13 protein-coding genes are annotated in these 14,126 nt (G+C 73.5%); 4 read left to right on the forward strand and 9 right to left on the reverse strand.

Annotated features, from left to right (window positions below; genetic code table 11):
- Positions 1-18: 18 nt before the first annotated feature.
- The 5 genes from pflA to ppdK form a co-directional block, all read right to left on the reverse strand.
- Positions 19-804 carry a pyruvate formate-lyase-activating protein gene (gene pflA, locus O7611_RS09370; RefSeq protein ID WP_194802833.1) on the reverse strand — a complete coding sequence of 262 codons (786 nt, stop codon included), beginning with the start codon at positions 802-804 and terminating at the stop codon, positions 19-21.
- Entirely contained in the window at positions 801-3,044 is a 2,244-nt protein-coding gene (pflB, locus tag O7611_RS09375; protein WP_269696579.1) for a formate C-acetyltransferase, read from the reverse strand. The genes pflA and pflB overlap by 4 nt, the downstream gene beginning before the upstream one ends.
- 64 nt (positions 3,045-3,108) lie before the next feature.
- Complete coding sequence (gene adhP, locus O7611_RS09380) at positions 3,109-4,119, reverse strand: alcohol dehydrogenase AdhP (RefSeq protein WP_194802831.1); 1,011 nt, start codon at positions 4,117-4,119, stop codon at positions 3,109-3,111.
- 161 nt (positions 4,120-4,280) lie between these two features.
- The gene (locus O7611_RS09385) at positions 4,281-4,736 is read right to left on the reverse strand and encodes a hypothetical protein (protein WP_194802830.1); all 456 of its coding nucleotides are present in this window, start codon (positions 4,734-4,736) and stop codon (positions 4,281-4,283) included.
- Between the two features lie 12 nt (positions 4,737-4,748).
- Complete coding sequence (gene ppdK / locus O7611_RS09390; RefSeq protein ID WP_194802829.1) at positions 4,749-7,409, reverse strand: pyruvate, phosphate dikinase; 2,661 nt, start codon at positions 7,407-7,409, stop codon at positions 4,749-4,751.
- Positions 7,410-7,542: 133 nt separating this feature from the next.
- Between ppdK and O7611_RS09395 the strand changes: the two genes are divergently transcribed.
- The 3 genes from O7611_RS09395 to O7611_RS09405 all read left to right on the forward strand — a co-directional run bounded on the left by O7611_RS09395 (position 7,543) and on the right by O7611_RS09405 (position 10,208).
- Positions 7,543-8,046, forward strand: a complete 504-nt coding sequence (locus O7611_RS09395; protein WP_269696580.1) for a GNAT family N-acetyltransferase — start codon at positions 7,543-7,545, stop codon at positions 8,044-8,046.
- Positions 8,047-8,055: 9 nt separating this feature from the next.
- A complete protein-coding gene (locus O7611_RS09400; protein WP_194802827.1) occupies positions 8,056-8,691 on the forward strand; it encodes a hypothetical protein in 636 nt (211 codons plus the stop codon).
- 146 nt (positions 8,692-8,837) lie between these two features.
- On the forward strand, positions 8,838-10,208 hold the full coding sequence (locus O7611_RS09405) for a hemolysin family protein (protein ID WP_194802826.1): 1,371 nt from the start codon (positions 8,838-8,840) through the stop codon (positions 10,206-10,208).
- An 86-nt stretch (positions 10,209-10,294) separates the two neighbouring features.
- Here the strand turns inward: O7611_RS09405 and O7611_RS09410 are convergent, their stop codons facing one another.
- The 4 genes from O7611_RS09410 to O7611_RS09425 form a co-directional block, all read right to left on the reverse strand.
- Entirely contained in the window at positions 10,295-10,612 is a 318-nt protein-coding gene (locus O7611_RS09410) for a PRC-barrel domain containing protein (RefSeq protein WP_194802825.1), read from the reverse strand.
- A complete protein-coding gene (locus O7611_RS09415; protein WP_194802824.1) occupies positions 10,599-10,979 on the reverse strand; it encodes a hypothetical protein in 381 nt (126 codons plus the stop codon). Before O7611_RS09415 ends, O7611_RS09410 begins: the two co-directional genes overlap by 14 nt.
- A complete protein-coding gene (locus O7611_RS09420; RefSeq protein WP_269696581.1) occupies positions 10,976-12,202 on the reverse strand; it encodes an NRAMP family divalent metal transporter in 1,227 nt (408 codons plus the stop codon). The genes O7611_RS09415 and O7611_RS09420 overlap by 4 nt, the downstream gene beginning before the upstream one ends.
- 71 nt (positions 12,203-12,273) lie before the next feature.
- Positions 12,274-12,657, reverse strand: a complete 384-nt coding sequence (locus O7611_RS09425; protein ID WP_194802933.1) for a PaaI family thioesterase — start codon at positions 12,655-12,657, stop codon at positions 12,274-12,276.
- A gap of 108 nt (positions 12,658-12,765) precedes the next feature.
- Between O7611_RS09425 and tyrS the strand changes: the two genes are divergently transcribed.
- Positions 12,766-14,049, forward strand: a complete 1,284-nt coding sequence (gene tyrS, locus O7611_RS09430) for a tyrosine--tRNA ligase (protein ID WP_269698074.1) — start codon at positions 12,766-12,768, stop codon at positions 14,047-14,049.
- Positions 14,050-14,126: the final 77 nt, after the last annotated feature.

Here is a 14,126-nt window from a genome sequence, read left to right on the forward strand (position 1 = left end):
GGTGTCATGGCGGGCCGGTCAGGTGACGGTGAGGCCCCGGGCGGCGAACTGGCCGCGTACCCGGGCCAGCAGGTCGGCATCCGGCGGCTCGGTGTCCGCCAGCGGGAAGGTCAGGCCCAGTTCGGCGTACTTGTGCGCGCCGAGCCGGTGGAACGGCAGCACCTCGACGCGCTGCACCGTGGCCAGCCCGGCGGCCACGTCGGCCACCCGCTCCACCTCGTCGGCCGCGTCGGTCAGGCCGGGCACCAGCACGTACCGGATCCAGATCGGCGTACCCCGGTCGGCCAGCCGTTGCGCGAAGCGCAGCGTCGGCGCGAGCCGGCCGGTGCCGGTGACCCGGCGGTACGTCTGCGGGTTACCCGCCTTGACGTCGAGCAGCACCAGGTCGGTGGCGTCCAGCAACGCGTCGTCGGCGCGGACGCCGAGGAAGCCGGACGTGTCCAGCGCGGTGTGCAGGCCGAGGTCGTCGTGGCAGCGGCGCAGCAGTTCCCGGGTGAACGCCGGTTGCAGCAGCGGCTCCCCGCCGCTCACCGTGACGCCGCCGCCCGCCACCTGGATGAACCGGCGGTACCGGCCGGCGAGCGCGATCATCTCCTCCACGCTGCGGCGGCGGCCGCTGCGGCCGTACCAGGTGTCCGGGCTGTGGCAGTAGCGGCAGCGCAGCGGGCAGCCGGCCAGGAAGACCACGAACCGGGTGCCCGGCCCGTCCACCCCGACCGAGGTGTCCCACGAGTGCACGGCGCCGGTGACGGCACCCGGCGCCGCCGCAGTGACCTGCGGCGGCGCCGGCGGGCGGCCGTTCACAGCGACCCGTGGAAGGTCCGCGACACCACGTCGCGCTGCTGCTCCGGCGTGAGCCGGACGAAGTTCACCGCGTACCCGGAGACCCGGACGGTGAGCTGCGGGTACCGCTCCGGGTGCGCCATCGCGTCCAGCAGCGTGGCCCGGTCCAGCACGTTGACGTTGAGGTGGAACCCGCCGGCGTCGGCGTAGCCGTCGAGCACCCCGGCCAGGTTCGCGATCCGCTCGTCGCGGGTGTGGCCCAGGCCGTCCGGCGTCACGGTGCCGGTCAGCGAGATGCCGTCGCGTGCCGCGTCGTACGGCAGCTTCGCCACCGACAGCGCCGAGGCGACCAGGCCGTGCGTGTCGCGCCCGTTCATCGGGTTCGCCCCGGGCGCGAACGGCTCACCGGCGCGCCGGCCGTCCGGCGTGTTGCCGGTGTGCTTGCCGTACACCACGTTCGAGGTGATGGTGAGCACCGACATGGTCAGCTCCGCGTCGCGGTAGGTGCGCTGCCGGCGCAGCTTCTCCGCGAACGTCTCGACCAGCCACACCGCGATCTCGTCGGCTCGGTCGTCGTCGTTGCCGTACGTCGGGAACTCGCCCTCGACCGCGTAGTCGACGGCCAGGCCGGTGTCGTCGCGCAGCACCTTCACCCGGCCGTACCGGATGGCCGACAGGCTGTCCACGGCGACCGACAGGCCGGCGATGCCGGTGGCCATGAACCGGCGCACCGGGTGGTCGTGCAGCGCCATCTCCAGCCGCTCGTAGGCGTACCTGTCGTGCTGGTGGTGGATCACGTTCAGCGCGTCCACGTACGTCTCCGCGAGCCAGTCCAGCGTCCGGTCGTACGCGGCCAGCACCTCGTCGTAGTCGAGCGTCTCGCCGCCCACAGGCGCGGCCGGCGGGGCCACCTGCGTGCCGGTCAGCTCGTCCCGGCCGCCGTTGATCGCGTACAGCAGCGCCTTCGCCAGGTTCGCCCGGGCGCCGAAGAACTGCATGTCCCGGCCGACCCGCATGGCCGACACGCAGCAGGCGATAGCGGTGTCGTCGTCGTACGCCGGGCGGATCAGCTCGTCGTTCTCGTACTGGATGGCGCTGGTGTCCAGCGACACCTGGGCGCAGAACCGCTTGAACCCCTCCGGCAGCCGTGGCGACCAGAGTACCGTCAGGTTCGGCTCCGGCGCCGGGCCGAGGTTGTAGAGCGTCTGGAGGTAGCGGAACGCGGTGCGGGTGACCAGCGGCCGGCCGTCCGCCCCCATCCCGCCGAGCGACTCGGTGACCCAGGTCGGGTCGCCGGAGAACAGCTGGTCGTACTCGGGGGTGCGCAGGAAGCGGATGATCCGCAGCTTGATCACGAAGTCGTCGATCAGCTCCTGCGCGCCGCTCTCGTCCAGCCGCCCCTCGGCGATGTCCCGCCGCAGGTACGCGTCGACGAACCCGGCGGTGCGCCCGAGCGACATCGCGGCGCCGTTCTGCTCCTTCGTGGCCGCCAGGTAGGCGAAGTAGAGCCACTGGATCGCCTGCGCGCCGGTGGCGGCCGGGCGGGAGATGTCGAAGCCGTACGAGGCGGCCATCTCCCGCAGCTCACCGAGCGCGCGGATCTGCTCGGCCAGTTCCTCCCGGTCGCGGATCACGTCGTCGGTGCTGCGCCGCTCGTCCAGCGCCGCCTTGAGTGCGCGGCGCTCCTCGACCAGCCGGTCCACGCCGTACAACGCCACCCGGCGGTAGTCGCCGATGATCCGCCCGCGCCCGTACGCGTCGGGTAGTCCGGTGATGACGTGCGACCGCCGCGCCGCCAGCACGCTCTCCGGGTACGCGTCGAAGACCGCGTCGTTGTGGGTGCGGCGGTACCGGGTGAAGATCTCGTGCACGCGCGGGTCCGGTTCGCGGCCGTACGCGCGCAGCGCCGTCTCCACCATCCGCAGCCCGCCGGCCGGCATGATCGCCCGCCGCAGCGGCGCGTCGGTCTGCAACCCGACGATCAGCTCCCGCTCCCGGTCGATGTACCCGGGTGCGTGCGAGGTGATCGTCGACGGGGTGGCCGCGTCGACGTCGTACACGCCGCGCCGCCGCTCCTCGCCGAACATCTCCCGCAGCCGGTCCCACACGGCGAGCGTGCGCGGCGTCGGCCCGGCGAGGAACGACGCGTCCCCGGTGTACGGCTCGTGGTTGTGGCGGACGAAGTCGGCCACGTCGATCGTCTCCTGCCACGCTCCGGCGTGGAATCCGCGCCAGGGGGCCAGGGGTTCGGTGGCGGTCATGTCGGTCCCTCTCCGGGCGTCGGCGGTGCCCCGGTCCCCGCGGGTGCGGGGACCGGGGCGGGGGTCAGGGTTGGAGCACGAGCCGGGCGGCGACCCGGCCGGCGAGGACGTCGTCCACCGCGTCGTTGATGTCGTCCAGCTTGCGGGTCTCGTAGACGACCCGGGTGCGGCCTGCGGCGTGCAGCGCGAACACCTCGGCCAGGTCGGCGCGGGTGCCGACGATCGAGCCGAGCACCGTGATGCCCTTGAGTACCGTCTCGAAGACGGGCAGGGTGATCGCGTTGTCGGCCGGCAGCGACACCAGCACCAGCCGGCCGCCGCGCCGCAGCGAACGGTGGGCCTGCTCGATCACCCGAGGGCTCGCGGCCAGCACGATCGCCACGTCCACGCCGCCCAGCGCGGTGATCCGCTCGACCGGGTCGGTGGTGGCGGCGTCGACGGTGTGCGCGGCGCCCAGCGAGGTGGCCAGTTCCAGCTTCTCGGCGGTCACGTCGACCGCCACCGTCTCGGCGCCGAAGATCTGCGCGTACTGCTGGGCGAGGTGACCCAGGCCGCCGATGCCGAAGATCGCCACCCGCTCGCCCGGCCGCACCCCGGCGACCTTGACGGCCTTGTACGTGGTGACGCCCGCGCAGGTCAGCGGCGCGGCCTCGAACGGGTCCACGCCGTCCGGCACGCGTACCGCGTAGCGGGCCGAGGCGACCGCGTACTCGGCGTGCGCGCCGTCGATGCTGTAGCCGGTGTTGCGCTGCGACTCGCACAGCGTCTCCCAGCCGGTCACGCAGTACGCGCAGGTGCCGCAGGCCCAGCCCAGCCAGGGCAGCGCGACCCGGTCGCCGACGGCGTGCTCGGTGACGCCGGGGCCGACCCGCTCGACCAGGCCGACGCCCTCGTGACCGGGGACGAACGGCGGGGCAGGCTTCACCGGCCACTCGCCGCGGGCGGCGTGGATGTCGGTGTGGCAGAGTCCGCTGGCTTCGACGCGGACCAGGATCTCGCCCGGGCCGACCTCCGGCACGGGACGCTCGGTGATCTCCATCGGACGGTCGAACGCGGTGACGACACTGGCGCGCATCGGGGGCCTCCCTCGGTCTCGTTCTCACCCTCAGCGTCGTCCGTCCGGGCGCTGCCGGGCAGGGGCGCAGGACCGCGATGACCCGGGACCAACGGCCCGTCCGAGGCCGGAACGGCGGTACGGCCGCCGGTGACGTACCGGCGGCCGTACCCCTGGGGTGCTCAGCGGTCGACGACCAGGCGGCGGGCCCGCAGCAGGCGCGCCCACCAGGGCCTGTGGTCCGGGCGCAGCCGGGGCGCCGGCACGCCGCGCAGGCTGACCCATCCGCCCGGCCCCATCGTGACGGTGCCGACCGACGGCGGGCGGCGCCGCGACCACACCGCCACGGCGGCGGTGAGCGCCGCGACCGCGAACGCGCCGGTGGCGGCCGCGACGAGCTGGTCGGGTTCGACCACGCGGCGGTAGCGGACCCGGCCGCCGGCCGCGACGAACACGCCGACCGGGCGGCCGTCGTGGTTCACCGGAACCAGCGCGGTGTCCCCGGGCAGTTCCAGCACCGGGCCGACCGGCCCGGCCGGCGTCGCGGCCGGGGTGGGGGCGGGCGTCGCGGCCGGCGGCGGCGCGGGCCGGGGGAGCGGCGTGACAGCCGGTCCGGTCGGGTTGAAGATGGCGGTCATGGTGCTGCCCTCCTAGCGGGAGTCGGACTTCTCGGTGCGGGCCTCGACGGCGGCCCGGCCGGCGGCCAGCCGCGCCACCGGCACCCGGTACGGCGAGCAGGAGACGTAGTCGAGCCCGGCGTCGGCGAAGAACCCGATCGACTCCGGGTCGCCGCCGTGCTCACCGCAGACGCCGACGGTCAGGTCCGGCCGGGCCGCCCGCCCCTCGGCGACGGCGAGGCGGACCAGCCGGCCCACGCCCGTGGCGTCGATGCTCTCGAACGGCGACACCGGGAAGATCCCCCGTTCCAGGTACGTGGAGAAGAACGCCCCCTCCACGTCGTCCCGGGAGAACGCCCAGGTCATCTGCGTCAGGTCGTTGGTGCCGAAGGAGAAGAAGTGCGCCTCGGCGGCGATGTCCCCGGCGGTCAGCGCCGCCCGGGGCGTCTCGATCATGGTGCCGACCGGGATGTCCGGTGCATCAGGCACCTCGGCCAGCACTCGCCGAGCCTCGTCCGCCACCGCGGCGAGTTCCCGCACGTCGCCGACGAGCGGCACCATGATCTCCGGGCGCGGGTCAGCGCCGGCCCGGACCCGCTGTGCGGCCGCCTCGGCCAGCGCCCGCACCTGCATCGCGAACAGGCCCGGCACCACCAGTCCGAGCCGTACGCCGCGCAGCCCCAGCATCGGGTTCGTCTCGTGCATCCGGCGCACCGCCGCCAGCAGCACGCCGTCGTGGCCCGGTTCCTCGCCGCGCGCCTGTGCGCCCGCCACCCGGGCGGTCAGCTCGGCGAGCGGAGGCAGGAACTCGTGCAGCGGCGGGTCGAGCAGCCGGACGGTGACCGGCAGCCCGTCCATCGCGGTGAGCAGCCCGAGGAAGTCGGCCCGCTGCAACGGCAGCAGCTCGTCCAGCGCCGCGCCGACCTCGGCCGGGCCGTCGGCCAGGATCAGCCGCTCGACCAGTTCCCGGCGCTCGCCGAGGAACATGTGCTCGGTGCGGCACAGCCCGATCCCGGCGGCGCCGAGCTCACGGGCCCGGCGGGCGTCGTCCGGCGTGTCGGCGTTGGCGCGGACGCCGAGCGTGCGCACCGCGTCGGCGTGCCCGAGCAGCCGGTGCACGGCGGTGACCAGCGGGTCCGCCTCCGGCCGCAGCTCACCGGTCAGGTACCGGGCCACCGGGGACGGCTGCACCGGCACCTCGCCGAGCCAGATCCGCCCGCTGGTGCCGTCGATCGAGATCACGTCGCCGGCCCGCACCACCCGGTCGCCCACCGTGAACTCGCCGCGCTCGACGTCGATGCCCAGCGCCTCGGCGCCGCACACGCAGGTCCGGCCCATGCCCCGGGCCACCACCGCGGCGTGCGAGGTCTTCCCGCCGCGCGAGGTGAGCACCCCGGTCGCGGCGATCATGCCGGGCAGGTCGTCCGGGTTGGTCTCCGGGCGGACCAGGATCACCGGCCCGTCGGCCGCCGCCGCGGCGGCCGAGTCGAACACGACCCGCCCGACCGCGGCGCCGGGCGAGGCGCCGACGCCGACCGCGAGCGGCTCGGGCGCGCCGGCCGTGTCGAAGGCCGGGAACATCAGCTGGGCGAGCTGCGCCCCGGTGACCCGGGTGAGCGCCTCGTCCGCAGTGATCAGGCCTTCCTCGGCCAGCTGCGCGGCGATCACGAACGCCGCCGCCGCGGTGCGCTTGCCGACCCGCGTCTGGAGCATCCACAGCCGGCCGCGTTCGATGGTGAACTCGACGTCGCACAGGTCGCGGTAGTGCCGCTCCAGCGTCGCCATGATCTCCCGCAGCCGGTGGAAGCTGACCGGGTCCAGCCGCTCCAGCTCGGTCAGCGGCACCGTGTTGCGGATGCCCGCCACCACGTCCTCGCCCTGCGCGTCGGTCAGGTAGTCGCCGTACACGCCGGGAGCGCCGGTGGCCGGGTCGCGGGTGAACGCCACACCGGTGCCGGAGTCCGGGCCGAGGTTGCCGAACACCATCGCCATCACGTTGACGGCGGTGCCCAGGTCGTCCGGGATGCGCTCCTGCCGCCGGTAGATCCGGGCCCGCTCCGAGTGCCAGGACTCGAACACCGCGCGCACGGCCAGGAACAGCTGCTCGTGCGGGGCCTGCGGGAAGTCGTGCCCGACGTGCCGGACGAAGATCTTCTTGTACGTCTCGACCAGGTCGCGCAGCTGCCCGGCGCCCGGCCCGTCCGGCCCGGCGGTGGCGCGCAGGGCGGCCAGCTCGTGCTCGAACTCGTCGGCCGGGATGCCGTGCACGGTCCGGCCGAACATCTGGATCAGCCGCCGGTACGAGTCCCAGGCGAACCGCTCGTCACCGGTGCGGGCGGCCAGCCCGGCGACGGTGGTGTCGTTGAGCCCGATGTCGAGGATCGTCTCCATCATCCCCGGCATCGAGTACCGCCCGCCGGAACGCACCGCCAGCAGCAGCGGGTCACCCGGGTCGCCCAGCCACCGGTCCAGCCGCGCCTCCACCTCCCGCAGGTGCGCGTTGATCTCCTCGTACAGGCCGTCCGGCGGCGCGCCGGTGGCCAGGTACGCCCGGCACGCGTCGGTGGTGACGGTGAACCCGGGCGGCACCGGCAACCCGAGCCGGGTCATCTCGGCGAGGTTCGCGCCCTTGCCGCCGAGCAGGTCGGCCCGGCTGCGGTCACCCTCGATGAAGTCGTAGACGTACTTCGACATGGTCCGGCCTCCTCGACTGCGTCGTTCCACCTCCTTGGTAACCGGGCCGCCCGGCGGCGCGGCAGGGCCGGACGGGACACACACCGGGCCGGAGGTCCCGAGAGTGTCGGTGGGTGCCCGTATCGTTCCGGCCGTGACCAACGAGGTGCTGCTCCGCCCGGTGCGCGACGACGACCTGCCCGCCTTCTTCGCCCACGAGCAGGACCCGCAGGCGAACTGGATGGCCGCGTTCGGCCCGAAGGACCCGTCCGACCGGGTCGCGTTCGATGCACACTGGGCGCGCATCCGCGCCGACGAGCGGATCGTCAACCGCGCCGTCACCGTCGACGGCCGGCTGGTCGGGCGGGTCGCCGCTTTCCCGGTCGGCGAGCAGACCGAGGTCAGCTACTGGATCGACGCGGCCCACTGGGGGCGGGGCCACGCCACCGCCGCGCTGCGCGCGCTGCTGCGCGAGGTGCCGCACCGGCCGCTGCACGCCCGCGCCGCGAAGGACAACGCCGCCTCGCTCGCGGTGCTGCGCAAGTGCGGCTTCGTCGTGGTCGGCGAGGACTCGGGGTACGCCCCGTCGCGCGGCACCGAGGTCGAGGAGTACGTGCTGGAGCTGCCCGCCGAGGGGCCTGACCAGGCAGACCGCTAGTCTCCCCGGGTGAACTGGCTGGAACTCGTCGGCTGGGCCGGCTCCGCGCTGCTGGTCTGGTCCCTGCTGCAGACCCGGATCCTGCGGCTGCGCGCGCTCAACCTGGTCGGCTGCCTCATCCTGATCGGCTACAACACCGCGGTGCAGGTCTGGCCGATGGTCGGGCTGAACGTGGTGCTCGCCGTGATCAACGTCTGGTACCTGCGCAAGTTGCTGGCCACCCGGCACGACGAGCAGACCTACCAGGTGGTCGAGGTCGGCACCGGCGACGCCTTCCTGGCGCACACGCTGCGGGTGCACGCCGCCGACATCGCCCGGTTCAACCCCGGCTTCCACTGGGACCCGGCCGCCGCCGACCGCTCGGCGTTCCTTGTGGTACGCGCCGACGAGGTGGTGGGCGTGATGCTCTCGCACGCCGAACCGGGCGGGGTGGCCCAGGTCGACCTGGACTACGTGACCCCGCCGTTCCGCGACTTCACGCCGGGGGAGTTCGTCTACCGGCGCAGCCGGCTGTTCACCGACCGGGGCTTCCGCCGGGTGGTCAGCCCGCCCGGCATGATCGCCCCCTACTACCACCGGCTCGGGTTCCGCCCGGAGGGCGGCGCGTACGTGCTCGACCTGCCGGTCCCCGCCACGCACGGGTGAACCGGACACCCGCCGTCCGGCGCTCAGTGATCGCACAGGATTCAGGCGCGGGCCCGCGGGGCAACAGAGGGCCACGCCGACCGGATCTACCGGCCGGCGAGTCGGCCATCGGCCGACCCGGATCGGGCCGAGGGAGATAACCGGTCGTGCAGAGCTACTGGAGCCAGCTTGCCCTGGTCGGTGTGCTGGTGATCCTCAACGCGGTGTTCGCCGGCAGCGAGATGGCCCTGGTGTCCCTGCGCGACAGCCAGGTGCAGCGGCTGGAGCGCAGCAGCCGCGGCGGACGGACCCTCGCCCGTCTCGCGAAGGACCCGAACCGGTTCCTGGCCACGATCCAGATCGGTATCACGCTCGCCGGGTTCCTGGCCTCCGCCGCCGCCGCGGTGTCCCTGGCCCGGCCGCTCGTCCCGCTGCTGGGCGTCTTCGGCAACGCCGCCGAGACCGTCGCCATCGTCGCTGTCACGCTGGTACTCACGTTCGTCACGCTCGTCTTCGGTGAGCTGGCACCGAAGCGGATCGCCATGCAGTCGGCCGAGCGGTGGGCGCTGCTGGTGGCCCGCCCGCTGGACGTGCTGTCCAGCATCACCCGGCCCGCCGTCTGGCTGCTGGGCGCCACCACCGACCTGGTGGTACGCCTGTTCGGTCTGGACCCGAAGGCCGAGCCGGACGAGATCGGCCCGGACGAACTGCGCGACATCGTGGCCGGCAACCACGGCTTCACCAAGGAACAGCGCACGATCATCGCCGGCGCGGTGGAGATCGCCGACCGGCAGTTGCGGGCGGTGCTCGTACCCCGGTTGCAGGTCTTCACGCTCGACAGCGGCACCACGGCGGAGGCCGCCCGGCTCGTCCTCGCGGCGACCGGCCACTCCCGGGCGCCGGTGGTGCGCCACGGCGGCCTGGACGAGGCGGTGGGCGTGATCCACCTGCGGGACCTGGTCGGCGTCTCGGACGACCGGCCGGTCGACGAGATCGCCCGACCGCCGATGCTGCTGCCCGACTCCCTGCCGGTGGTCGACGCGCTGCGCCAGTTCAAGGCCGAACGCCAGCACATCGCGCTCGTGGTCGACGAGCGCGGCGCGGTCGACGGGATCGTGACGCTGGAGGACATCCTGGAGGAGATCGTCGGCGAGATCTACGACGAGACCGACCGGGACCTGCGCGCCGTACGCACCGAGGCCGACGGCACGCTGGTGCTGCCCGGCACGTTCCCGGTGCACGACCTGACCGACCTCGGCGTGGAGCTGCCGAACCGGCCCGCCGGCGACTACACCACAGTCGCCGGGCTGGTGCTGATCTGCCTCGGGCACATCCCGACGGTGGCGGGGGAGCAGGTGACCGTGGACGGCTGGGAGCTGGCGGTGGCCGACGTCGACCAGCGGGCCATCACCGAGGTGCACGTGCGCCGTCACCGCCGCGGCGAGCAGTCGGCGGACGACGACGCGGCGACCGGCAGTCCGGACGACGACGCGGCCGACCCGGCCGACGCCCCCGAACTCGACGACGCCCGCCGCTGACCGGCGCCGGGCGGTCGCCTCACCGGTGTCCGGAACGCCTGGCGCGCCGCCGCCCGGCTTCCGGGGCCCGGCGTCCGCGACCCGGTTCAGCGGTCTCCGGCCGGCGGGCCGAACGGGAAACCGGGCACCGGCGGGAGCAGCTGTACCGCGTCGGCGGGCAGCTGACGGGTGCTCCGCCCGACCAGCCGGGCGATCACCCGCAGCAGCCACGGCCCGGACGGGTGCAGCTCCGGCCCGATCAGCCGGCTGATCACCCGGGTCCACCAGTGCCCGGCGACGATCACGTCGGTGATCCGCAGCCGGTCCGGCGGCCACCCGCCGCGCACCACCACGTCCACCACCCGGCCCAGCCGCCGCCCGTGCAGGTCGTACGCGGTGCGGCCGAGCAGCTCACCCGCTCGCACGGCCGGACCCCGGAATGCGTTCGATCAGGTGCCGGCGCAGCCACGCCTCCACCGGTGACGGCGGCAGGTCCGCCGCCGGGCAGCGCAGCCGCACCGCGCTGTCCACCCGGGCGACCTGCGACAGCGGTACGCGCAACGGCGGCACCGGCGGGTCGTCGGTGAACCGGTCCGCCACCGCCACCAGCAGCCGCCCGACCCGCCCGCCGATCCGCTCCCCGAGCGCGCCCTGCCCGGTGAGCAGGCAGTCCACGTACGGGTAGCCCTCGTCGTCGACGGCGAACGCGATGTCGTCGACGCGCCCGACCAGCCGCCCGTCAACGTCGACGATCTGCCGGTCGAGCAGCCGCTTGGCGAGCTGAACCCTCATGGCCCCATCCCCGTCATGATCGCCAGCGGGATCGCCGCCACCGAAGCGGCGACGATGAGCAGCAGGAACACCGCGCCGAGCAGGTTCATCCACCGCCCGTTGACCCGGTCGCCGAGGTACCCGCGGTCGTTGGCGACCACCAGGATCGGCAGGTACGTCAGCGGCAGCACCACAGCGCTCAGCACCAGCATGTACTCGGTCAGCCGCACCGGGTCCACAGTCGTCATCAGCATCACCACACCGAGCAGCAGACCGACGAGCAGCACGCTGTGGAACCGGGCCGCCTCCCGCGGGCGGACCCGCTTGCCCCACTGCCATCCGAAGTACTGCGCCGCCGCGTACGCCGCCGACAGTCCCGTCTCCAGCGCCGCCCCGAACGTCACCGCGAAGAACGCCAGCACCGTGGCGGCCAGGCCGGCGCCGCCGAGCGCCGTCGCCACCGGCCGCGCCACCTGGTCGAGCGTGCTCAGCGACGCCTCGGACGGGTGGTAGGCCACCGTCGCCACGGCGACCAGCGACAACGCCAGGAACCCACCCACCGGGAAACCGATCAGCACGTTCGAGCGGGCCCGCGCCAGGTCCGCCGCGCCCCACCGCTCCTCCACGCCGCCGGAGGAGAAGAAGAACACCTCGTACGGGCTCACAGTCGAGGCGAACAGCGCCACCGCCACGAACCAGTACAGCGGCCAGCCGTGCCCGGACGCGCTGACCTGCCACACGCCCTCCCCGAGTGCCGGCCAGTCGGTCGGCAGCGCCACCAGCGCGACAGCGAACACCAGCAGCGCCAGCCCGGCCAGGCCGAAGATCCGTTCCATCAGCTCGAACCGCAACCGCCACAGCACCAGCCAGACCGCCAGCGCTGCGAGCGGCACCCAGAACAGGTGACTCAGCCGGGTCGCCAGTTGCAGCGCCAGCGCCACCCCGCCCAGCTCCGCGGCGAGCGTGACCACAGTGACCAGCCACGACGCGACCAGGTTCAGCAGCGCCACCCGCGGCCCGAGCCGCTCCCGAACCAGGTCGAAAACCGCCCGTCCGCTCACCGCCGCGATCCGGCCGGCCATTTCCGCGTACGCGCAGATGCCGACCACCCCGACCAGCAGCACCCAGGTGTGGGCCATGCCGAACAGCGCGCCGGCCTGACTGGCCGCCACCAGGTCACCGATGTCGACGAAGCCGCCGACGGCCGACAGCACGCCGAGCGTGGCGGCGAACAGCTTCCTCACGTCGGGCCGGGAGCGGACGTCCTCACCGAGGCGACGATATCGCCGTCAGCGCCCGGTTTCGGGCGAATGCGTCAGGAGGCGGTGAGGTTCTGCAGCCGCACCTGACCGCGGGCCACCAGCCGGCCGTCGGCGTCGGTGATCTCCACGAGCCAGAGCTGCTGACTGCGGCCCCGGTGCACCGGCGTGCCGACGGCGGTCAGCTCGCCGTCGCGCACCGCGCGCAGGAAGTCGGTCTGGTTCGACACCCCGACGACGTTGCCCTTGTCGCCCAGCCAGAGCGCGCCGCCGATGCTGGCCGCCGTCTCCACCACCGAGCAGTAGACGCCGCCGTGCTGGATCCCGTACGGCTGGTGCAGCTCCGGGCGCACCTTCCAGCGGATCACCACCCGTTCCCCGCTGACCTCGTCGAACGTCAGGCCCAGCAGGGCCACGAAGCCACCGGTCAGGTTCGGCATGTCCACCGCGGTTCCTCCTCGCGTTTCGACGGCGCCGCCAGCCTAGTCGGCCGTACCTCGGCAAACCCGGTACGGGCCGGGCCCGGTGATGGGGGAGAATCGGTGACCGTGACCGACAGCAACCTCCCGCAGGGGCGGGACTCCCTGACCGACGACCTGCTGTGGCGGGGCCTGATCCAGGACTCGACCGGCCTCGACGAACTGCGCGAGCTGCTCGACGGCGGGAGCACCACCTTCTACGTGGGCTTCGACCCCACCGCGCCGAGCCTGCACATCGGCAACCTGATGCAGGTCGTGATGGCCCGCCGGCTCCAGCAGGCGGGGCACCGGCCGCTGCTGCTCGTCGGTGGCGCCACCGGGCAGATCGGCGACCCGAAGGAGAGCGCGGAACGGACGCTGAACCCGCCCGAGGTGATCGCCGGCTGGGTGGAGCGCATCCGCGAGCAGCTCTCGCCGTTCGTCACGTACACCGGGGAGAACGCGGCGCAACTCGTGAACAACCTGGACTGGACCGGCGAGATGTCGGTGGTCGAGTTCCTCCGGGACGTCGGCAAGCACTTCCCGGTGAACAAGATGCTCGCCCGCGAGGTGGTCAAGGCGCGGCTGGAGACGGGCATCAGCTACACCGAGTTCAGCTACCAGCTCCTCCAGGCGAACGACTACTTCGAGCTGCACCGCCGGCACGGCTGCCGGCTCCAGTACGGCGGCTCCGACCAGTGGGGCAACATCACCGCCGGGGTGGACTACATCCGGCGGCGCGGCGCCGGGCCGGTGGAGGCGTTCACCACGCCGCTGGTGACCAAGGCCGACGGCACCAAGTTCGGCAAGAGCGAGACCGGCACGGTCTGGCTCGACCCGCAGATGACCAGCCCGTACGCGTTCTACCAGTTCTGGGTCAACGCCGACGACCGCGACGTCAGCCGCTACCTGCGGTACTTCAGCTTCCGCTCCCGTGAGGAGCTGGAGGAGCTGGAGAAGGCGACAGCGGAGCGCCCGCAGGCGCGCCTGGCCCAGCGGGCGCTCGCCGAGGAGCTGACCACGCTGGTGCACGGCGAGCGGGAGATGGCGCAGGCGGTCGCCGCGAGCCAGGCGCTGTTCGGGCGCGGCTCGCTCGACGAGCTGGCCCCGGAGACGCTGCGTGCCGCGCTGACCGAGGCCGGCCTGGTGCACCTCGACGAGCTGCCGGACGTGGCCGGCCTGCTCAAGGAGTCGGGCCTCGTGCCGAGCATGAAGGAGGCACGGCGGGTCATCGCCGAAGGCGGCGCGTACGTCAACAACACGCGTATCTCCGAGGTGGACGCCACCGTGTCGGCGGGCGACCTGCTGCACGGCCGCTACCTCGTACTGCGCCGGGGCAAGCGCTCGTTCGCGGGCGTCGAGCTGCGCGGATAGCCGCCTGTCGACTGTGTGACGCGGGACGCGCCCAGCGGATTTGACGATCACTCCGCTGGGCGCGTAACTTTCTCTCT

It is taken from the genome of Micromonospora sp. WMMC273 (assembly GCF_027460285.1).
Classification (GTDB): Bacteria; Actinomycetota; Actinomycetes; order Mycobacteriales; family Micromonosporaceae; genus Micromonospora; species Micromonospora aurantiaca.